The sequence below is a fragment of the Methylobacterium sp. 142-1Y genome, assembly GCF_057747795.1.
The window spans coordinates 5,623,507-5,640,848 of the sequence record NZ_CM173224.1; the positions used below are offsets into that span (position 1 = coordinate 5,623,507).

Genomic DNA, 17,342 nt, shown 5'->3' on the forward strand with positions numbered 1-17,342 from the left:
CTCTGTCCCGATCCCGTTAGCTCCAGAGGAGTCCCCGATGTCCCGTCCCCCGCTGCCGCCCTTCACCGAGGCGAGCGCCATCGACAAGGTCCGCCTCGCCGAGGACGGCTGGAACGGCCGCGATCCGGCCAAGGTCGCCCTCGCCTACACCCTGGACACGCGCTGGCGGAACCGCGCAGAGTTCCTGAACGGCCGCCAGGAGGTCGAGGCCTTCCTGACCCGCAAGTGGAACCGCGAACTCGACTATCGCCTGATCAAGGAGATCTGGGCGTTTTCCGGCAACCGCATCGCGGTGCGCTACGCCTACGAGTACCACGACGACAGCGGCCAGTGGTTCCGCGCCTACGGCAACGAGAACTGGGAATTCGCCGAGGACGGCCTGATGCGCACCCGGCATTCGAGCATCAACGAGCACCCGATCCGCGAGGAGGAGCGCCGGTTCCACTGGCCCCTCGGCCGCCGGCCGGACGACCATCCGGGCCTCAGCCATTTCGGATTCTGAGACGATCGTACTCGTATCACCGGCCCTGCGACGGCGGCGCGTCGCCGCCGCAGGACCAGGAGGGGAACCATGGATCGCCTGCAGGCCATGCGCATCGTCGCGACGGTCGCCGAGGCGGCGAGCTTCGCCGAGGCCGCGCGGCGGCTGCACATGAGCCCGCCGGCGGTGACGCGGGCGGTGGCGGCCCTGGAGGAGGCGATCGGCGCCCGGCTGTTCGTGCGCACCACGCGTTCGGTGAAGCTCACCGAGGCGGGCGGCCGCTACCATGAGGATTGCCGCCGCATCCTCGCCGACATCGCCGAGGCGGAGGCCGCGGCCGCCGGCTCCTACGCCACGCCGTCCGGCGCGCTCGCCGTCACCGCCTCGGTCCTGTTCGGCGGGATGCACGTCCTGCCGATCGTGACCGAGTATCTCGACCTCTACCCGACCATGACCGCCCGGACCCTGTTCGTCGACCGGCAGGTCAACATCGTCGAGGAAGGGATCGATGTGGCGATCCGCATCGGCCACCTGCCGGATTCCGGCTTCACGGCGGTCCGGGTCGGGGCGGTCCGCCGGGTCGTCTGCGGCGCTCCCTCCTATTTCGCGACGCACGGGATGCCGGCGACGCCCCAGGACCTGAAGCATCACCGCCTCGCCATGTCGACCGGGTCCTGGGCCTCGACCGAGTGGCGCTTCGGACAGGATCAGCGCGTGACGGTCCAGCCCGCGCTCCTGAGCAACACCAACGAGGCCGGCATCCAGGCGGCGCTCGCGGGCTGGGGGCTGACGCGGGCGCTGTCCTACCAGGTCGGGCCCGCCCTGCTCGACGGCCGGCTGCTGGTCGCCCTCGCCGAATACGAGGAGGCGCCGCTCCCCATCCACGTCGTCCATCCCGACGGGCGGCAGGCGCCGGCCAAGGTGCGCACCTTCGTCGACCTCGCCGTGGCGCGGCTGCGCGCGAACCGGTTCCTCGGCTGACGCTCAGGTTGCCGCTCGCGCGTTCGGCCGACCCGGCGCGACCAGAGCCCGCCGGCGATCGCCGACGTGTCGAGCGGGCGGATGTCCTGGGAATAGTGCCCGGTATAGGGATTCACGATCATCCGGTCGCGGCACTCCCCCACCCCGGTCCGCGATTCTTGATGGCCGAGAGCGAGCCGACCTGCCCTTCGAGGGCGCTTGACCGCTCGTGGGTCGCGCCGAGATCCGCCTCCAGCTGCGCCTCGGCGGTGCGGGCGATGCGCTCGTTGCGGATCTGGAACAGCTCGGCACCCTCGGGAACGGCGGTCCCGACCTTCGGGGGCGGGTCGGACACGACGCGATCCGGTAGCGTCGTCAGCCGATGTAAGGCCAGGCCCGCAGCGGGCAGGCGCCGCCTGGATGCGACGCGGCCCCGGCCGCTCCCTCCCGGTCGATCGGGACGATATGCGCCGCCATGACGGGCCTCGCAGGGCTCGCGCCGGCGAGGATGGCGGCGGCCGTGACGATCCGGAGGATGGTGAGCATCGTGCCTGCCCCTGCTGCCTGGACTTTCGCAGCCGCGATCGGCCGTCGGTGGCGAGGCGTATAGGAGGCGGGCATTGCCTGCGTGTTGCGTGCCCCGTTGCGTGGGCGGAACCGTGACGCCTCCGGTCTAAGCAGATTTCGCAAAAGTGGCCGCCGGTTTTGCGGAAAAAATCTGCGATAAAACAAGGATCTAAGCGGACGAAGCGTTGGCCTGCCAACGCAAGTCTGCTTAGGGCGCTTCACGATCGCGTTGCAATCGCGAAGCTCTCTAGGCCTTTGTTTTGACGCATTTTCTGCGACGAACCGGTTTCCACTTCGTCGGAAAATGCTCTTGCCGGACCGATGCGCCCCCGAGCGTCATCGGCCTCCTTTCCGTCGATCGCGGCCCGGATTCGGGGTGCGACGATCCGGTCACGAGCGCGCCGGCACGAGCGGCGCGGCCGGAAACGAGGCATTATCGGCCTGCCGGATGGCGGCACCGCTTGTTAGGCTTTGCGGGCCCCATGGCGTCGCGCGCCGAAAGGGGCGGCCCTCCCGGGCCGCCCCTTTCGGCGCGCGGAACACGGCCCCCGATCTCGTGCGGACGGATCGCCCGGCTCGTTCGAAATCACGAGGGACCGGTGTCGCTCACCGGATGCACGGGGCCGCGACGGGTCCCCTGCCAAGAAACCTGCAACTCTAAATCTGCAGCTCCAAACCTTCAGCTCTTCTTGGCCCGCGCCTTCGGGGCGACCTTGGTGACGGTTTTGGCGCCGGTCTTGGGAGCGGCCTTCGCGGCGGCCTTGGAGGCTGCCGCGGCCTCATCCTCGGCCTCACGGGCGAGGCGCAGGGCCTTGAGGCGAGCCGTATTGTCGTCGCGGCTACGCTCCGCATTGGCAAGGTCGGACCAGGCCTGCGCCGCCATCTCGGCCTGCATCTGGGCCCGCGCCGCGCGGGTCTCGGCCTGTCCGCGCGCGGTGCTGTCTTGGGTCGCCATGACGTCATCCCTCTTGCGAGGCGCGGGCGAGCCGCGGCCTCGGAGGGCGCCGGGCCGAACGTGCCGCCGAGTGCGGCCCGCCCCCGGCGCCCTCCCTGCATGTAGGGCGCGGCGGACGATTGTCATGGTCTCACGGCCACGGAGCAGGGGTGGTCCAGTGTCGCGACGGCCTCAATGGGCGTTCGGCGTCCCGTGCCACGGCTCCTCGGGCGCGTCCCCCGCCAGGGCCTCGGCGAAGGGAAATTCGAGCACCACCTCGCCGGCCTCGTCGGTCACCACCAGGCTCGCGGCAAGCAGCCGATCCTGGTTCTTCGGGTCGTCCATCATCGAGCGGATGATCGCGCGCGAGGCCTCCCAGGCATGATCGGGATCACGCAATTCTTCACCGCTCAGATCGGTGATGACGTCCTGGCCGATGTGAGTGTTGAAGAAGTATCGGGGCATGGGCAGTCCTTCCGGCCGAGCGTCGGCTCTACCTGCCCTGTTCGTCCCTCCGGGACCAGTCCCCTGATCGGGGGATGCCATGCCGATTTCGACGCGATGGCCCGATTGGGGGTCGAGAATGACGAGTCCCATCGTCAACTCCTGTGCAACGCGCCCCGCCGCCCATGCCCAGTGAGACCGCAACTTGTGGCAGAGATGAGGCCCGTCGCGTGGGCCGTCCCGCGCGGACGCCGGGTGCCGCGGAAAACCGTCGATCAGCCGGCTATGGTCTACTTGCGCCGGGACCGGGATTCGGCTTTGCTGACGTTGGGCAACCGACGCAACGCAAGGTCGCGGAATACCGGCGGCGTTCGGCCTCGTCCCAGGGAGCCTCGAGACGTCCGATGCTGTGGCGCATCACACCATGGAGCCGCAAGGCCGACGCACCTGCCCTCGTCGGCGGGTTCGACCCGATCTACTATCTCGGCAAGAATCCGGATGTCGCGGCCGAAGGCTGCGATCCCCTCGAGCATTACCTGCATTTCGGCTGGCGCGAGGGGCGCGATCCCTCCGCCGAGTTCAGCACCAGGGGCTACCTCTCGGCCAATCCCGACGTGGAGCGAGCGGGGATCAATCCGCTGCTCCATTACCGCGAGCACGGCCTGGCCGAGCGCCGCCGGGGCTGGCAGAAGCCGGGCGCCTGATGCGGTTTCCGGACGATCCGTTCGGAAACCGCATCAGCCAGCCCGCGCGGCACCTGAGCGAAGCCGGTTTCCGCATCGCGAAGCGATCAATCGGAAACCGGATGATCCGTCAGCTGCCGCGATAGGTGCTGTAGGAGTAGGGCGCGATCAGCAGCGGCACGTGGTAGTGGCTCAGGCCGGACCGGACCACGAAGCGCACCGGCACCTCGTCGAGGAAGTCGCCGGCACCGTCGTCGCCCGCGCCCGCGAAATAGGCGCCGACCGCGAAGACCAGCTCGTAGATGCCGGGCACCAGGGCCTCCCCGGCGAGCAGCGGCGCGTCGCAGCGCCCGTCCGCGTTGGTGAGGGTGCGGGCGACCTCCTCCCGCGCGCCGCCGGCCAGGCGCCAGAGCTGCACCGCCACCCCGGCGGCCGGACGGCCACGGGCGGTGTCGAGCACGTGGGTGGTCAGGCGCGGGGTCTCGTGACTCGACGCGGTGTGGCTCGACATGGCGGGATCTCCGGTCTCGGCGTCCCGGGGTGCCCGACGGCTGCCGCTTGGTCAAGCGCCGCTTGACCCGCGGCCTCCCCGGCGCCCAGCATGCCGGTCCCGACCCGCCGGAGCCCCCGCATGGCCACGCTTCTCCTGCGCAACGCCGACCGCCTCGTCACCATGGACGAGGGCCGGCGCGAGATCGAGCACGGCTTCGTGCTGGTCGAGGACAACCGCATCGTCGCGGTCGGCGGGCCGGAGGCGGTGCCCGACACCGCCGATACGGTGATCGACCTCGCCGGCCACGTGCTGCTGCCCGGCCTCGTCAACACCCATCACCACATGTACCAGTCGCTTACCCGCGCCGTGCCGGAGGCGCAGGACGCGGATCTGTTCGGCTGGCTGAAGGCGCTCTATCCGATCTGGGCCCGGCTCACGCCCGAGATGGTGCGAGTCTCGACGCAAACCGCGATGGCCGAGCTGATCCTCTCGGGCTGCACCACGTCGAGCGATCACCTCTACCTCTATCCCAACGGCTGCCGCCTCGACGACAGCATCGAAGCGGCCGACGAGATCGGCCTGCGCTTCCACGCCGCCCGCGGGGCGATGAGCGTGGGCGAGAGCGCCGGCGGGCTGCCGCCCGATGCGCTGGTGGAGGACGAGGCCGCGATCCTCACGGACACCCGCCGGTTGATCGAGACCTGGCACGACCCCACGCCTTACGCGATGCGCCGGATCGTGGTGGCGCCGTGCTCGCCCTTCTCGGTCAGCGAAGGCCTGATGCGCGATGCAGCCGTGCTCGCCCGGTCCTACGGCGTCTCGCTCCACACCCACCTTGCCGAGAACCAGGACGACGTCACGTATAGCCGCGAGCGATTCGGGAAGACACCGGCCGAATACGCCGCCGATCTCGGCTGGGTCGGGCCGGATGTCTGGCACGCCCATTGCGTCAAGCTCGACGAGGACGGCATCCGGCTGTTTGCCCGCACCGGGACCGGGGTGGCGCATTGCCCGTGCTCGAACATGCGGCTCGCCTCCGGCATCGCCCCGGTGCCGCGGATGCGCTGCGAGGGCGTACCGGTCGGCCTCGGCGTCGACGGCTCGGCCTCGAACGATGGCGGGCACCTGCTGGGCGAGGCGCGCCAGGCGATGCTGCTCGCCCGCGTCGGCTATGGGCCAGCCGCCATGACGGCTCGGCAGGCCCTGGAGATCGCGACTCTGGGCGGGGCGAAGGTGCTCGGGCGCGACGATATCGGCGCGCTCGCGCCCGGCATGGCGGCCGATTGCGTCGCCTTCGACCTGCGGGGGCTCAGCCTCGCGGGCGCCCTGCACGACCCGGTCGCGGCTCTGGTGTTCTGTGCGCCGCCGGGCGTGGCTTTGAGCGTCGTCAACGGACGGATCGTGGTGCGGGACGGGCGGTTGCTCACGCTGGAGACGGAGCGGCTGGCGGAGCGGCACAACGCGCTCAGCCGGCGGCTGGTGAACGGCAATTAGCCGTCCGCCAGCGCCCAATCCACCGCCGCCTCGGCATGGATCGCCGTCGTATCGAAGAGCGGCACCGGGCTGTCCTCCGGCCGCACCAGCAGCATGATCTCTGTGCAGCCGAGGATGACGGCCTGCGCGCCCCGCGCGACCAGCCGGGCGATGACCGCCCGGTAGGCCTCGCGCGAGGCCGGCAGCGCCCGGCCCCGGACCAGTTCCTCGTAGATCACCCGATGCACCTCGGCCCGGTCCTCGGCCTCGGGCACCAGTACGTCGAGGCTGTGGCGCGCAGCGAGCCGGCCCTTGTAGAAATCCTGCTCCATGGTGAAGGCGGTTCCGAGCAAGCCCACTCGGGACAGGCCGGCGGCGCGGATCCGCTCCGCGGTCGGGTCGGCGATGTGCAGCAAGGGCAGGCCGATCGCCGCCTGCACCGCGTCGGCCATGCGGTGCATGGTGTTGGTGCAGATCACCACGATATCGGCCCCGCCCCGCTCCAGCCGCCGGGCGGCGTCGATCAGCGCGGCCGTCGCCTCGTCCCAGCGGCCGGCATGCTGCAAGGCTTCGATCTCGCCGAAATCGAACGACCACATCAGGCAGCGCGCCGAGCGCAAACCCCCGAGGCGGTCCCGCACCGTCTCGTTGATGATGCGGTAATACTCGGCCGAGCTTTCCCAGCTCATCCCGCCGATCAGGCCGATGACCTTCTGCTGCATCGTCAGGCCCTTCGCGATCGAGGACATGTCACGCGATGACCTGCCGCCGGCGGTCCGGCGGCAGGCGTGGGCCGTCCTACTTCGCGAGAGCCGCCAGGATCCGCGCCCAGGAGCGGGTCCCCTTGTGGAAGCTCTGGAGGTCGTACTTCTCGTTCGGCGAATGCACCCGGTCGTCGTCGAGGCCGAAGCCGACCAAGAGCGTGTCGAGGCCGAGCGTGCGCTTGAAGTCGCCGACGATCGGGATCGAGCCGCCCGAGCCGATGGTCACCGGGGCCCGGCCCCATTCCTCGGCGAGCGCGCCCTTGGCGGCCTCCAACGCCGGCATGCCGTGGGGCAGAGCGAGCGCCCGCGAGCCCTTGTGGGTGACGATCTCGACCGAGCAATCGGCCGGGATGCGCTCTTTCACGAAGGCGCGGAAGTTGCGGTCGAGCGCCTCGGGGTCCTGGTCGCCGACGAGGCGGAACGAGATCTTGGCACTGGCCTTCGCGGCGATCACCGTCTTGGTGCCTTCGCCGGTATAGCCGCCGATGATGCCGTTGGCGTCGCAGGTCGGGCGGGACTGGATCTGCTCGATCAGCATCCGGTCGCGCTCCCCCGCCGGCAGGTTCAGGCCGACGGTGCCGAGGAAGCTCTCGGGCGTCAGGTTCAGGCCGCGCCACTGCTCCAGCACCGCGTCCGGCGTCTCGTGGACGCCGTCGTAGAAGCCCGGCACGGTGACCCGGCCCTGCTCGTCGTGCAGGTCGGCGATGATGCGCGAAAGCACCCGGATCGGGTTGGCGGCAGCCCCCCCGAACAGACCCGAATGCAGGTCGCGGTCGGCGCACGCCACCGTGACCTCGAAATAGGCCAAGCCCCGCAGCGACGAGGTGATGGCCGGGGTATCGCGGTCCCACATCCCGGTGTCGCAGACGAGCGCCACGTCGGCCTTCAGCTCCTCGCGATTCGCCGCGACCCATTCGGGCAGGAACTTCGAGCCGTCCTCCTCCGCCCCCTCGATCAGCAGGGTGACGCCGACCGGCAACGCGCCGTCGATCGCCTTGAAGGCACGGCAGGCCTCGACGAAGGTCATCACCTGGCCCTTGTCGTCGCAGGCGCCCCGGGCAACGATGGCCTTGCGGCCGTCCGGCAGGGTCGCCATGCGCGGCTCGAAGGGCGGCGTCTCCCACTCATCGAGCGGATCGACCGGCTGCACGTCGTAATGGCCGTAGAACAGCACGTGCGGGGCGCCGGGCTTGGCGTAATGCGCGAGCACCACCGGATGGCCGCCGGTCTCGCGCAGGGAGGCCTCGAAGCCCATGGCGGAAAGATCGCCTTTGAGCCACTCCGCCGCCTTCCGGCATTCCGCCGCATAGGCCGGATCGGTCGAGATCGACTGGATGCGCAGGAAGGCGAAGAGCCGCTCCAGGGAGGTGTCGAGGTCGCGGTCGATGTCGTTGAGGATCCGGTCAAGCGCGGCCATGCGGTGTCTCCGGGTTCGCGTCGTAGCGGGCGCGGGGACGGGTGTCCGGCCGCGGTGACGCCATCACTAGCGCAGCGGCGCGGCGGCCAGAAGCGGCGAGGTGCGGGCGATGGACGGCGTCGGGTGCATGGCGCGCTTCGCGCCCCGATACCCCCTCGGGGAACGACCCCACCTTGGAACGGTTATCGGGTATGCCGCCCGGCCCAGGGTCGCGCGCCCTCTCGGTGCGCGCCGGTGCCGGGCCCCCTCTCGATCGATGGCAGATCCATGCTGAGCGAAAGCGGCTCCTCCGCCCCACCGGGCACGATCCCGGTCACCCTCACGGTCAACGGGCAGGAGCGGCGGCTCCAGGTCGCGCCCTGGACCACCCTGCTCGACCTCCTGCGCGAGGAGCTCGATCTCACCGGCACCAAGAAGGGCTGCGACCACGGCCAGTGCGGCGCCTGCACGGTGATCGTCGACGGCAAGCGCATCAATTCCTGCCTCGCGCTGGCGGTGCAGAAGGACGGTGCCACGGTCACCACCATCGAGGGCCTGTCCTCGGGGGCCCTCCATCCGGTCCAGGCCGCGTTCGTCGAGCACGACGCGTTCCAGTGCGGCTACTGCACGCCGGGCCAGATCATGTCGGCGGTGGCGCTGATCGAGGAGGGGCGGGCCCGCTCGCGGGAGGAGATCCGCGAGCACATGAGCGGCAACATCTGCCGCTGCGGCGCCTATTCCAACATCGTCGACGCCGTCGAGGACGTCCTGAAGAGCAAGGCGTCGTCGTTCCGGGAGGCCGCGGAATGAACCGGTTCGAGTATACCCGCGCCGGCACCGTGCAGGAGGCCGTGCAGGCGCTCGCCGCCGATCCGGCGGCGCGCTTCATCGCCGGGGGCACCAACCTCGTCGACCTGATGAAGTACAACGTCGAGCGGCCGGGCCGGCTCGTCGACATCACCCGCCTGCCCCTCGACGAGATCGTCCAGCACGAGGGCGGCCTGCGTCTCGGCGCGCTGGTGCCGAACGCCACCGTCGCCTACGACCCGCTGGTCAACGAGCGCTATCCGCTGCTCGCGAGCGCGCTCCTCGCCGGCGCCTCGCCGCAACTACGCAACGCCGCCACCACCGGCGGCAACCTGCTCCAGCGCACCCGCTGCTATTATTTCTACGACGAGGGCACGCCCTGCAATAAGCGCGAGCCCGGCAGCGGCTGCCCGGCGATGACCGGCGTCAACCGCATCCACGCCATCCTCGGCGCGTCGGATAAGTGTATCGCCACCCATCCGTCCGACATGTGCGTGGCACTCGCGGCGCTGAACGCGACCGTGCAGGTCGAGGGGCCGAACGGCCGCCGCAGCATCCCCTTCGCCGAGTTCCACCGCCTGCCGGGCGACGAGCCGCACCGCGACACCACGCTCCGCCACGGCGAGATCGTGCTGTCGGTCGACCTGCCGGACGAGGACTTCTCGAAGCACTACACCTACCTGAAGCTGCGCGATCGTCTGTCCTACGCCTTCGCGCTGGTCTCGGTCGCGGCAGTCCTCGAGATGGACGGCGACACGATCAAGACCGCGCGCCTGGCGCTCGGCGGCGTCGCCCACAAGCCCTGGCGCAATGCGGAAGCCGAGGCTCGCCTGGCCGGCAAGCCCGCGACTCCGGAGACGTTCCGCGAGGCCGCGGACGTGATCCTGGCCGAGGCCCGGCCCTATTCCCACAACGCCTTCAAGGTCGAGCTGGCGCGGCGCGCCATCGTGCGGGGCTTGGTCCAAGCCGCCGCCGGCACGCCGCAATCCCAGACCGACAAGCGCATCGCCTAGAGGATCGCCATGGCAACCCCCTCGCATTATGTCGGCACCGCGCGGAGCCGGCTCGACGGCCCCGCCAAGGTGACGGGCGCCGCCAAGTACGCCGCCGAGTTCACTGCCCCCGACCTCGCCCACGGCGTGGTCGTGTCGAGCGCCATCGCCAAGGGCCGCATCACGGCGATCGACACAAAAGCCGCCGAGGCGGTGCCCGGCGTGATCAAGGTGTTCACCCACGAGAACAAGCCGCGCACCGCCTGGCTCGACTATAATTACCGCGATCAGGTCGCGCCGCCCGGCTCGCCGTTCCGGGCGCTGAACGGCCCCGAGATCGTCTATGGCGGCCAGCCGGTGGCGCTCGTCGTCGCAGAGAGCTTCGAGCTCGCCCGCCACGGCGCCAGCCTCGTCAAGGTGACCTATTCCGAGGAAGCCCCGAACACCGACCTCGAGAAGAACCGTGACGCGGCTTACGTGCCGCCGAAGAAGCGCTCCGGCATCAAGCCGCCGCCGGACCCGCGCGGCGACGCCGCCGGCGCCTACGACGCGGCGCCGATCCAGCTGCGGCAGGAGTACAAGCAGCCGATCGAGCACCACAACCCGATGGAGCCGCACGCCTCGACGGTGGTCTACGAGGCCGACGGCAAGCTCACCATCCACGACAAGATCCAGGGCGTGAACAACTCGCAGGCCTATGTCTGCAGCGTGTTCGGCCTGAAGCCCGACGACGTTCGGGTGATCACCCCTTACGTCGGCGGCGGGTTCGGCTCGGGGTTGCGGCCGCAATACCAGCTCTATCTCGCGGTCTCGGCCGCCCTCGACCTCAAGCGCTCGGTTCGGGTGGTGCTGACCCGCGACCAGATGTTCACCTTCGGCTACCGGCCCGAGACCTACCAGAATGTGGCGCTCGGCGCCGACAAGGACGGGCGGCTCCAGGCGCTCACCCACGACGCGGTCGCCGGCACCTCGACCTTCGAGGATTACCAGGAAGCGGTCGTCAACTGGTCGGGCCTGCTCTACCACTGCCCCAACGTCACGCTCGACTACAAGCTCGCCAAGATCGACACCTATACCCCCTCCGACATGCGGGCGCCCGGTGCCGTCACCGGCATCTTCGCCCTCGAATCGGCGATGGACGAACTCGCCTACGCCACCGGCGTCGATCCGCTGGAATTGCGCCTGCGCAACTATGCCGAGCGCGACGAGGGCGAGGACAAGGAGTTCACCTCGAAGGCCCTGCGCGCCGCCTACGAGCAGGGCGCGGCGAAGTTCGGCTGGGGCAAGCGCAAGCCTGAGCCGCGCTCGATGCGCGACGGGCGCGAGCTCGTCGGCTGGGGCATGGCGACCGGGGTGTGGGAGGCGATGATGATGCAGTCGAGCGCGAGCGCCACGCTCACGCCCGACGGCAAGCTCGAACTCGCCTGCTCCACCGCCGATCTCGGGACCGGCACCTACACGATCCTGGCCCAGATCGGCGCCGACGCCCTCGGCCTCGACCTCGACCATGTCACCACCCGGCTCGGCGACACGGCGTTGCCCGAGGCGCCGCTCGCCGGCGGTTCCTGGACCGCGGCCTCGTCCGGGGCGGCGGTGCAGGCGGCCTGCCGGACGGTGGCGGAGAAGCTGTTCGGCTATGCCCGCGGCATGGCCGACTCGCCGCTCGCCAATGCCGATTTCGCCCATGTCACCTTCGCGGGCGGCGAGATCCGGCTCCAGGGCGACCCCTCGCGAAAGGTGGGAATCGCCGATGCGATGCGGGCCGGCGGCGTCGAGCGGGTCGAGGCGACCGAGACGGTGAAGCCCAGCATGCTCACCAACATGCGCTTCTCGGCCTACACCCACTCGGCGGTCTTCGCCGAGGTGAAGATCGACGAGGATCTCGGTGTGGTGCGGGTGACGCGCATCGTCAGCGCCATCGCGGCCGGGAAAATTCTCAACCTCAAGACCGCCCGCAGCCAGATCCTCGGCGGGGTGGTGATGGGGATCGGCGCGGCGCTCGAAGAGGAGTCGATGCTCGACCACAACCTCGGGCGGATCATGAACCACAATCTCGGCGAGTACCACGTGCCGGTGAACGCCGACATCCACGACATCGAGGTGATCTTCGTCGACGAGCACGACGACAAGGTCAGCCCGCTCGGCGTCAAGGGTCTCGGCGAGATCGGCATCGTCGGCGCCGCCGCCGCGGTGGCGAATGCGGTGTTCCACGCCACCGGCAAGCGGATCCGCGAGCTGCCGATCACCATCGACAAGATCATCGCCTGACCCATCTGAGGCTTCAGGGGTGCATGGGGCGGGACCTTCGCGGGTCCCGCCCCTTAGCGTTTCGTGTACGGGGGAGTAGTGCCCATGGACGTCAACAGCGTCACGGCCGGCGAGGTCGAGATCACCTACGAGGCTTCCGGCCCCGACATGGGCCAGCCCGTCCTGCTGCTGCACGGCTGGCCGGACGACCCGCGGACCTTCGACGGCGTGGTGCCGTTGCTGAACGCCGCCGGCTGGCGCACCATCGTGCCCTATTGGCGCGGCTGCGGCCCGACGAAATTCCTGAACCCGGAGGCCCCGAGGACCGGCGAGACGGCGGCGCTCGCCACCGACATCCTGGCCTTCATGGATGGCTTGGGCTTCTCGCGCCTGCCGGTGGTCGGGCACGATTGGGGGGCGCGCGTCGCCTACACGCTCGCCGCGGCCCGGCCGCAGCGGGTCTCCTCGCTCGCCGCGCTCTCGGTGCCGTGGGCGCCCGGCCGCATCGGCGTGCCGCCGCTGCCGCAGGTGCGGGCCTTCTGGTACCAGTGGTTCATGAACACCGCGCCGGGCGCCGCCTTCGTGCGCGAGAATCCCCTCGCCTTCGCCCGCGAGCAATGGGTGGCCTGGAGCCCGCCCGGCCCCTGGTTCACCGACGAGACCTTTTCGAAGACCGCTTCATCGTTCCAGAACCCGGACTGGGCCGCCGTCACCCTCAACTTCTACCGCTCGCGCTGGGGCGCCGACGCAGCCGATCCGCGCTTTGCCGAGTTGCGGCAGGCGGCCGAGGCAGCCCCGAGCATCGCGGTGCCGACCCTGGTGATCCACGGCGCAACCGACACCTGCGTGCTGCCGGCCTCGTTCGAGGGCCAGAAGCAGTTCTTCACCGCGGCCTACCGCCAGGTGGAGCTGGAGGGGGTCGGCCACTTCCCGACCCGCGAGGCACCGGAGAAGGTGGCCGAGGCGCTGCTGGCGCATCTGGGCGAGGTCGGGGAGCACTGACGGGCGGCTGCCGCAGGCGTATCAACCGTTGCCCGACCGGGTGCGCATCCGCTCCGCCAGGAAATCGACCAGGACGCGCACCCGTGCCGGCACCGTGGCGCCGCCGACGAAGACCGCATGGATGCTCTCGCGGTCCTGCGGGTTGTAGGCTTCGAGGAGAGGGACGAGCCGGCCGCTCGCCACCTCCTCGCCGATATGGAAGGTGCCCACCCGGGTGATGCCGACCCCCTGGACCGCCAGCTGCACCAGCGTCTCGCCGCTATTGGCCGTCAGGTTGCCCCGCACCGCGAGCAGCGCGTCGCGTCCCGCCTCGCGGAACGGCCAGCCCGGCTCGATGCGCCGGAAGCTGAAATCCAGGCAATTGTGCCGGGCGAGATCGGCCGGGACCCGCGGCACGCCGGCCCGGGCGAGGTAGGACGGGGCCGCCACCACCATGCGGCCGGTCTCGCCGAGGCGGCGGGCGGTGAGCGGGCTGTCGGCCAGCGGCCCGAAGCGGATCGCCACGTCGACCCGGCCGCCGAGCACGTCGGCGATCTGGTCGCTGAGATCGATCTCGACGGTGATCTCGGGGTAGCGCGCGACGAACTCCGCCAGCAGCGGCACGACGACGAGGCGCCCATGGGCGGTGGCAGCGCTGACCCGGACCCGGCCGCGCGGCGAGGCCTGGTCGGCGATGGTGCTCTCCACCTCGTCGAGATCGGCCAGCACCCGGCACGCCGCCCGGGCATAGACCTCGCCCTCCGCCGTGAGGTGCAGGCTGCGCGTCGTGCGCACGATCAGGCGCACGCCGAGCCGGGCCTCGATGCGCGCGACGATGCGGCTGACCGCGGAGGGGGTCAGGCCGAGCGCCCGCGCGGCGCCCGACAGGCTGCCGGCCCGGACCACCGCGGCGAAGGCCGCCATCTCCCCGGCCCGGTCGGTCGCGTCGCGCGCCATTCGTGACTCCCACGCACAGATCCTGGTCCGCGAGCCCGGCTACCGCCCTCCTCGCGGTCGACGTAATTCCGGCCTGGAACAACCGGGGAGCTTTCCATGACGATTCGTCCGACGGTGATCAACCCACCCCTTCTGGCGCTCGCGATCGGCGCCTTCGGCATCGGGGTCACCGAGTTCGCCCCGATGGGCATGCTGCCGACCATCGCCGCCGATCTCGGGGTCTCGATCCCGGCGGCGGGCCTGCTGGTCAGCGCTTACGCGGTCGGCGTCCTCGTCGGCGCGCCGCTGATGACGCTGCTCTTCGCCCGCACGCCGCGCCGCGCCCTGCTGATCGGCCTGATGGGCGTGTTCACCCTCGGCAACCTGCTCTCGGGCCTGGCCGGCGGCTACGGCACGCTGCTCGCCGCCCGGGTCGTCACCTCGTTCAACCACGGCGCCTTCTTCGGCATCGGCGCGGTGGTCGCGGCGGGTCTGGTGGCGCCGCAGCGGCGCGCCTCGGCGGTCGCCGCGATGTTCTCAGGATTGACGATCGCGACGATCGGCGGCGTGCCGCTCGCCGCCTGGATCGGCGAGGCTTTGGGCTGGCGCCTCGTCTTCCTCGGCATTGCGGCGATCGGCGGCGCGGCCATGCTGGCCTTGCGGCTCTCGCTGCCGCCGCTGCCGGTCGAGGCCGGCTCCGACATGCGGGCGGAGCTGCGCGCGCTGCGGCACGGCCCCGTCCTCGCCGCCCTGCTGCTGACCGTGCTCGGCGCCAGCGCGATGTTCACCGTCTTCACCTACATCGCGCCGATCCTGCGGGGGGAGACCGGGGCCGGTTCCGCCTTCGTCACGGCGATGCTGGTCGTCTACGGGCTGGGTCTCGCCCTCGGCAACTGGCTCGGCGGGCGACTGGCGGACCGCTCCCTCGACGGGACGCTGCTCGGTTCGCTGGCGGGCCTCATCGTGCTCCTGGTGCTGTTCGCGGCGGGCATGCGCTCGGAATGGGCCAGCGTGCCGCTGATCTTCCTGTGGGGGGTGGCGAGCTTCACCATCGTCCCGCCGCTCCAGATGCGGGTGGTCGCCGCGGCCGCCGCGGCGCCCAACCTCGCCTCCGCGATGAATATCGGTGCCTTCAACCTCGGCAACGCGATCGGGGCGGCGTTGGGCGGCGCGGTGATCGATGCGGGTCTCGGCTTCCCGGCGGTGTCGCTGGCCGGCGCCGCGGCGGCGGCAACCGCCCTCGCCCTGCTGCTGGGCCTGCGGCGCGGACGGCAGCGCCCGGAACCCGCCTGCGCGTCGGCTTGACCCCGCGGAATCCATGGCCCGGCTCTTGATAGGGTTGCGATCTCTCGTCGCCGATCCGGAGCGCCCCATGGATTCCGCCACCCTTCTCGCCTTCGCGGCCGCCTTCCTGGTCTTCGCCGCGAGCCCCGGGCCCGACAACATGACCATCGTCGCCCGCACCCTGTCGCACGGGCCGGCCGCCGGGATCGCCTACGGGCTCGGGATGGTGGCGGGCATCCTGGCCTTCCTCGTGCTGGCCGCCACCGGCCTCGCCGTGGTGGCGCGGGAGATGGGGACGCTCATGACGGTGCTGCGCTATGCCGGTGCGGCCTACCTGGTCTGGACCGGGATCCGGCTCTGGACCGCGGAGCCGGTGCTGCCGGCCGAGCGCGCGGACGGCAGTCGGCCGGGCCTCGCAGCGGGCTTCCTCACCGGTATCGCCCTCAATCTCGGCAACCCGAAGATGCCGCTGTTCTATCTGGCCCTGCTGCCGAACGTCGTCGGCGCCGCGCTCACGCCACCCCAGGTCGGGCTCCTGGCGGCGGTCATCGTCGCGGTCGAGGCCCTGGTGATCGGCGGCCACGTTCTCCTCGCCGGACGGCTGCGGCGCGCGCTTCGCACCCGCGCGGCGGTCCGGCGGGCGAACCGGGTCTCCGGCGGCGTCATGGTCGGCGCCGGCATGGCGGTGGTTGCGGTTCGCTGACGCGCGGGGGCTTCCGTTCGCGCACCCCGTCTGCGACGACGCGACGTCCGATCCGCGCGAGCCTGCCTCGATGTCCCGTGCCGAACGCCTGCTCGACCTCATCCAGGTCCTGCGCCGCCACCGCGGCCCGGTCAGCGGCCGGCACCTGGCCCAGGAGACGGGCGTCAGCCTGCGCACCCTCTACCGCGACATTGCCAGCCTCCAGGCGCAAGGGGCGGCGATCGAGGGCGAACCGGGCCTCGGCTACGTCCTGCGCCCCGGCTTCACCCTGCCGCCGCTGATGTTCCGCGAGGAGGAGATCGAGGCCCTGGTCCTCGGCATGCGCTGGGTGGCGGCGCGGACCGACGACCCCCTGGCGGCGGCGGCGGGCGATGCGCTGGCGAAGATCGCTGCCGTCCTGCCACAGGCGCTGCGCGAACGGCTCGATACCTCGACGCTGATCGTCGGCCCGGCGGAGGCGGTTCCGGAGCGCATCGACCTCGCCGCCCTGCGCGGTGCCATCCGGGCGCAGCACAGGGTGGCGATCCGCTACCGCGACGCCGGCGGGGCGGGATCGGAGCGGGTGATCTGGCCCTTCGCCCTCGGCTTCTTCGAACGGGTGCGGGTCGTCGTCGCCTGGTGCGAGACGCGGGACGACTTCCGCCATTTCCGCACCGACCGGATCGAGGCCCTGACCCTCACCGGGGAGCGCTATCCCCGCCCCCGCCATGCCTTGATGCGGGAGTGGCGGGCGCTCCAGGGCATCGCGCCCGCCGCGTGATCGCTGCTGCCGGAATCTGTCAGCGGGGCCGCGTAGATCCCGGGGCGTCGCACCAGACGGGAACCCCGACGATGCTCCAGCCGACCTACACCCTCCTCTACGTCGACAACCCCGAGGCGAGCGGGCGATTCTACGCCGCCCTGCTCGGCCGCGCCCCGGTCGAGGCGGGCCCGACCTTCGTGCTGTTCGCCTTCGAGACCGGGCTGAAGCTCGGCCTGTGGTCCCGCCACACCGTCGCGCCGGCCGCTTCCGTCACCGGCGGCGGGACCGAGATCGCCGTCACGGTGGTGGACGACGCCACCCTGGAGGCTACCCACGCGGACTGGGCGGCAAGGGGCCTGTCGATCCTCCAGCCGCCGACCGACCTGGATTTCGGCCGCACCTTCGTGGCCCTCGATCCCGACGGACACCGGCTGCGGGTCTTCCGACCGCACTGA

20 protein-coding genes are annotated in these 17,342 nt (G+C 70.9%); 12 read left to right on the forward strand and 8 right to left on the reverse strand.

What is annotated here, in order from left to right:
• Window positions 1–37 precede the first annotated feature (37 nt).
• Together AC3AOF_RS25800 and AC3AOF_RS25805 are read left to right on the forward strand one after the other, a co-directional pair.
• Entirely contained in the window at window positions 38–502 is a 465-nt protein-coding gene (locus AC3AOF_RS25800; protein ID WP_488346878.1) for a nuclear transport factor 2 family protein, read from the forward strand.
• 69 nt (window positions 503–571) lie between these two features.
• Window positions 572–1,462 (forward strand): LysR family transcriptional regulator, encoded by an 891-nt coding sequence (locus AC3AOF_RS25805; RefSeq protein WP_488346879.1) that lies wholly within the window; start codon window positions 572–574, stop codon window positions 1,460–1,462.
• A 118-nt stretch (window positions 1,463–1,580) separates the two neighbouring features.
• Here the strand turns inward: AC3AOF_RS25805 and AC3AOF_RS25810 are convergent, their stop codons facing one another.
• From AC3AOF_RS25810 to AC3AOF_RS25825, 4 genes are all read right to left on the reverse strand, one after another.
• A complete protein-coding gene (locus AC3AOF_RS25810; RefSeq protein WP_236988182.1) occupies window positions 1,581–1,796 on the reverse strand; it encodes a hypothetical protein in 216 nt (71 codons plus the stop codon).
• A 20-nt stretch (window positions 1,797–1,816) separates the two neighbouring features.
• Window positions 1,817–1,987: a hypothetical protein gene (locus tag AC3AOF_RS25815; RefSeq protein WP_236988181.1), complete on the reverse strand. Its 171-nt coding sequence runs from the start codon at window positions 1,985–1,987 to the stop codon at window positions 1,817–1,819.
• 700 nt (window positions 1,988–2,687) lie between these two features.
• Window positions 2,688–2,963 carry a hypothetical protein gene (locus tag AC3AOF_RS25820; RefSeq protein ID WP_488346880.1) on the reverse strand — a complete coding sequence of 92 codons (276 nt, stop codon included), beginning with the start codon at window positions 2,961–2,963 and terminating at the stop codon, window positions 2,688–2,690.
• A 171-nt stretch (window positions 2,964–3,134) separates the two neighbouring features.
• Window positions 3,135–3,407 (reverse strand): DUF6894 family protein, encoded by a 273-nt coding sequence (locus AC3AOF_RS25825; RefSeq protein WP_236988178.1) that lies wholly within the window; start codon window positions 3,405–3,407, stop codon window positions 3,135–3,137.
• Between the two features lie 383 nt (window positions 3,408–3,790).
• Here AC3AOF_RS25825 and AC3AOF_RS25830 point away from each other — a divergent pair, with 383 nt between their 5' ends.
• Window positions 3,791–4,090: a hypothetical protein gene (locus AC3AOF_RS25830; RefSeq protein WP_336886927.1), complete on the forward strand. Its 300-nt coding sequence runs from the start codon at window positions 3,791–3,793 to the stop codon at window positions 4,088–4,090.
• A 109-nt stretch (window positions 4,091–4,199) separates the two neighbouring features.
• Here AC3AOF_RS25830 and uraH read toward each other — a convergent pair whose 3' ends face one another.
• Window positions 4,200–4,580, reverse strand: coding sequence for a hydroxyisourate hydrolase (uraH, locus tag AC3AOF_RS25835; RefSeq protein WP_236988177.1), 381 nt, complete (start codon window positions 4,578–4,580; stop codon window positions 4,200–4,202).
• Window positions 4,581–4,700: 120 nt separating this feature from the next.
• On the opposite strand from uraH, the gene AC3AOF_RS25840 reads away from it, so the two are divergent.
• On the forward strand, window positions 4,701–6,056 hold the full coding sequence (locus tag AC3AOF_RS25840; protein WP_488346881.1) for an 8-oxoguanine deaminase: 1,356 nt from the start codon (window positions 4,701–4,703) through the stop codon (window positions 6,054–6,056).
• Here the strand turns inward: AC3AOF_RS25840 and AC3AOF_RS25845 are convergent.
• A complete protein-coding gene (locus tag AC3AOF_RS25845) occupies window positions 6,053–6,784 on the reverse strand; it encodes an aspartate/glutamate racemase family protein (RefSeq protein ID WP_236988175.1) in 732 nt (243 codons plus the stop codon). The two genes, AC3AOF_RS25840 and AC3AOF_RS25845, sit on opposite strands and share 4 nt — an antisense overlap.
• Before the next feature lie 49 nt (window positions 6,785–6,833).
• Entirely contained in the window at window positions 6,834–8,216 is a 1,383-nt protein-coding gene (locus tag AC3AOF_RS25850; RefSeq protein WP_236988174.1) for a M20/M25/M40 family metallo-hydrolase, read from the reverse strand.
• A 267-nt stretch (window positions 8,217–8,483) separates the two neighbouring features.
• Here AC3AOF_RS25850 and AC3AOF_RS25855 point away from each other — a divergent pair, with 267 nt between their 5' ends.
• The 4 genes from AC3AOF_RS25855 (at window position 8,484) to AC3AOF_RS25870 (ending at window position 13,243) form a co-directional block, all read left to right on the forward strand.
• Window positions 8,484–9,005, forward strand: coding sequence for a (2Fe-2S)-binding protein (locus AC3AOF_RS25855; protein WP_236988173.1), 522 nt, complete (start codon window positions 8,484–8,486; stop codon window positions 9,003–9,005).
• On the forward strand, window positions 9,002–10,015 hold the full coding sequence (locus tag AC3AOF_RS25860) for an FAD binding domain-containing protein (RefSeq protein ID WP_236988172.1): 1,014 nt from the start codon (window positions 9,002–9,004) through the stop codon (window positions 10,013–10,015). The genes AC3AOF_RS25855 and AC3AOF_RS25860 overlap by 4 nt, the downstream gene beginning before the upstream one ends.
• 9 nt (window positions 10,016–10,024) lie before the next feature.
• A complete protein-coding gene (locus AC3AOF_RS25865; RefSeq protein ID WP_488346882.1) occupies window positions 10,025–12,262 on the forward strand; it encodes a xanthine dehydrogenase family protein molybdopterin-binding subunit in 2,238 nt (745 codons plus the stop codon).
• Window positions 12,263–12,346: 84 nt separating this feature from the next.
• Window positions 12,347–13,243 (forward strand): alpha/beta fold hydrolase, encoded by an 897-nt coding sequence (locus AC3AOF_RS25870; protein ID WP_488346883.1) that lies wholly within the window; start codon window positions 12,347–12,349, stop codon window positions 13,241–13,243.
• A gap of 21 nt (window positions 13,244–13,264) precedes the next feature.
• Here the strand turns inward: AC3AOF_RS25870 and AC3AOF_RS25875 are convergent, their stop codons facing one another.
• On the reverse strand, window positions 13,265–14,179 hold the full coding sequence (locus AC3AOF_RS25875) for a LysR family transcriptional regulator (RefSeq protein ID WP_488346884.1): 915 nt from the start codon (window positions 14,177–14,179) through the stop codon (window positions 13,265–13,267).
• Window positions 14,180–14,275: 96 nt separating this feature from the next.
• On the opposite strand from AC3AOF_RS25875, the gene AC3AOF_RS25880 reads away from it, so the two are divergent.
• The 4 genes from AC3AOF_RS25880 to AC3AOF_RS25895 all read left to right on the forward strand — a co-directional run bounded on the left by AC3AOF_RS25880 (window position 14,276) and on the right by AC3AOF_RS25895 (window position 17,342).
• Complete coding sequence (locus tag AC3AOF_RS25880; RefSeq protein WP_488346885.1) at window positions 14,276–15,463, forward strand: MFS transporter; 1,188 nt, start codon at window positions 14,276–14,278, stop codon at window positions 15,461–15,463.
• 67 nt (window positions 15,464–15,530) lie between these two features.
• The gene (locus tag AC3AOF_RS25885; RefSeq protein ID WP_488346886.1) at window positions 15,531–16,145 is read left to right on the forward strand and encodes a LysE family translocator; all 615 of its coding nucleotides are present in this window, start codon (window positions 15,531–15,533) and stop codon (window positions 16,143–16,145) included.
• 70 nt (window positions 16,146–16,215) lie between these two features.
• Window positions 16,216–16,905: a helix-turn-helix transcriptional regulator gene (locus tag AC3AOF_RS25890; RefSeq protein WP_488346887.1), complete on the forward strand. Its 690-nt coding sequence runs from the start codon at window positions 16,216–16,218 to the stop codon at window positions 16,903–16,905.
• 71 nt (window positions 16,906–16,976) lie between these two features.
• Window positions 16,977–17,342 carry a VOC family protein gene (locus AC3AOF_RS25895; protein ID WP_236988165.1) on the forward strand — a complete coding sequence of 122 codons (366 nt, stop codon included), beginning with the start codon at window positions 16,977–16,979 and terminating at the stop codon, window positions 17,340–17,342.

What these genes read in the sequence shown, in the direction of transcription:
- AC3AOF_RS25805 (WP_488346879.1), top strand. Translation starts at nt 572, where the DNA reads ATGGATCGCCTGCAGGCCATGCGCATCGTCGCGACGGTCGCCGAGGCG.
- AC3AOF_RS25870 (WP_488346883.1), top strand. Translation starts at nt 12,347, where the DNA reads ATGGACGTCAACAGCGTCACGGCCGGCGAGGTCGAGATCACCTACGAG.
- AC3AOF_RS25875 (WP_488346884.1), bottom strand. Translation starts at nt 14,179, where the DNA reads ATGGCGCGCGACGCGACCGACCGGGCCGGGGAGATGGCGGCCTTCGCC.
- AC3AOF_RS25830 (WP_336886927.1), top strand. Translation starts at nt 3,791, where the DNA reads ATGCTGTGGCGCATCACACCATGGAGCCGCAAGGCCGACGCACCTGCC.
- AC3AOF_RS25825 (WP_236988178.1), bottom strand. Translation starts at nt 3,407, where the DNA reads ATGCCCCGATACTTCTTCAACACTCACATCGGCCAGGACGTCATCACC.
- AC3AOF_RS25855 (WP_236988173.1), top strand. Translation starts at nt 8,484, where the DNA reads ATGCTGAGCGAAAGCGGCTCCTCCGCCCCACCGGGCACGATCCCGGTC.
- AC3AOF_RS25820 (WP_488346880.1), bottom strand. Translation starts at nt 2,963, where the DNA reads ATGGCGACCCAAGACAGCACCGCGCGCGGACAGGCCGAGACCCGCGCG.
- AC3AOF_RS25860 (WP_236988172.1), top strand. Translation starts at nt 9,002, where the DNA reads ATGAACCGGTTCGAGTATACCCGCGCCGGCACCGTGCAGGAGGCCGTG.
- AC3AOF_RS25845 (WP_236988175.1), bottom strand. Translation starts at nt 6,784, where the DNA reads ATGTCCTCGATCGCGAAGGGCCTGACGATGCAGCAGAAGGTCATCGGC.
- uraH (WP_236988177.1), bottom strand. Translation starts at nt 4,580, where the DNA reads ATGTCGAGCCACACCGCGTCGAGTCACGAGACCCCGCGCCTGACCACC.
- AC3AOF_RS25850 (WP_236988174.1), bottom strand. Translation starts at nt 8,216, where the DNA reads ATGGCCGCGCTTGACCGGATCCTCAACGACATCGACCGCGACCTCGAC.
- AC3AOF_RS25840 (WP_488346881.1), top strand. Translation starts at nt 4,701, where the DNA reads ATGGCCACGCTTCTCCTGCGCAACGCCGACCGCCTCGTCACCATGGAC.
- AC3AOF_RS25800 (WP_488346878.1), top strand. Translation starts at nt 38, where the DNA reads ATGTCCCGTCCCCCGCTGCCGCCCTTCACCGAGGCGAGCGCCATCGAC.
- AC3AOF_RS25890 (WP_488346887.1), top strand. Translation starts at nt 16,216, where the DNA reads ATGTCCCGTGCCGAACGCCTGCTCGACCTCATCCAGGTCCTGCGCCGC.
- AC3AOF_RS25885 (WP_488346886.1), top strand. Translation starts at nt 15,531, where the DNA reads ATGGATTCCGCCACCCTTCTCGCCTTCGCGGCCGCCTTCCTGGTCTTC.
- AC3AOF_RS25865 (WP_488346882.1), top strand. Translation starts at nt 10,025, where the DNA reads ATGGCAACCCCCTCGCATTATGTCGGCACCGCGCGGAGCCGGCTCGAC.
- AC3AOF_RS25895 (WP_236988165.1), top strand. Translation starts at nt 16,977, where the DNA reads ATGCTCCAGCCGACCTACACCCTCCTCTACGTCGACAACCCCGAGGCG.
- AC3AOF_RS25815 (WP_236988181.1), bottom strand. Translation starts at nt 1,987, where the DNA reads ATGCTCACCATCCTCCGGATCGTCACGGCCGCCGCCATCCTCGCCGGC.
- AC3AOF_RS25880 (WP_488346885.1), top strand. Translation starts at nt 14,276, where the DNA reads ATGACGATTCGTCCGACGGTGATCAACCCACCCCTTCTGGCGCTCGCG.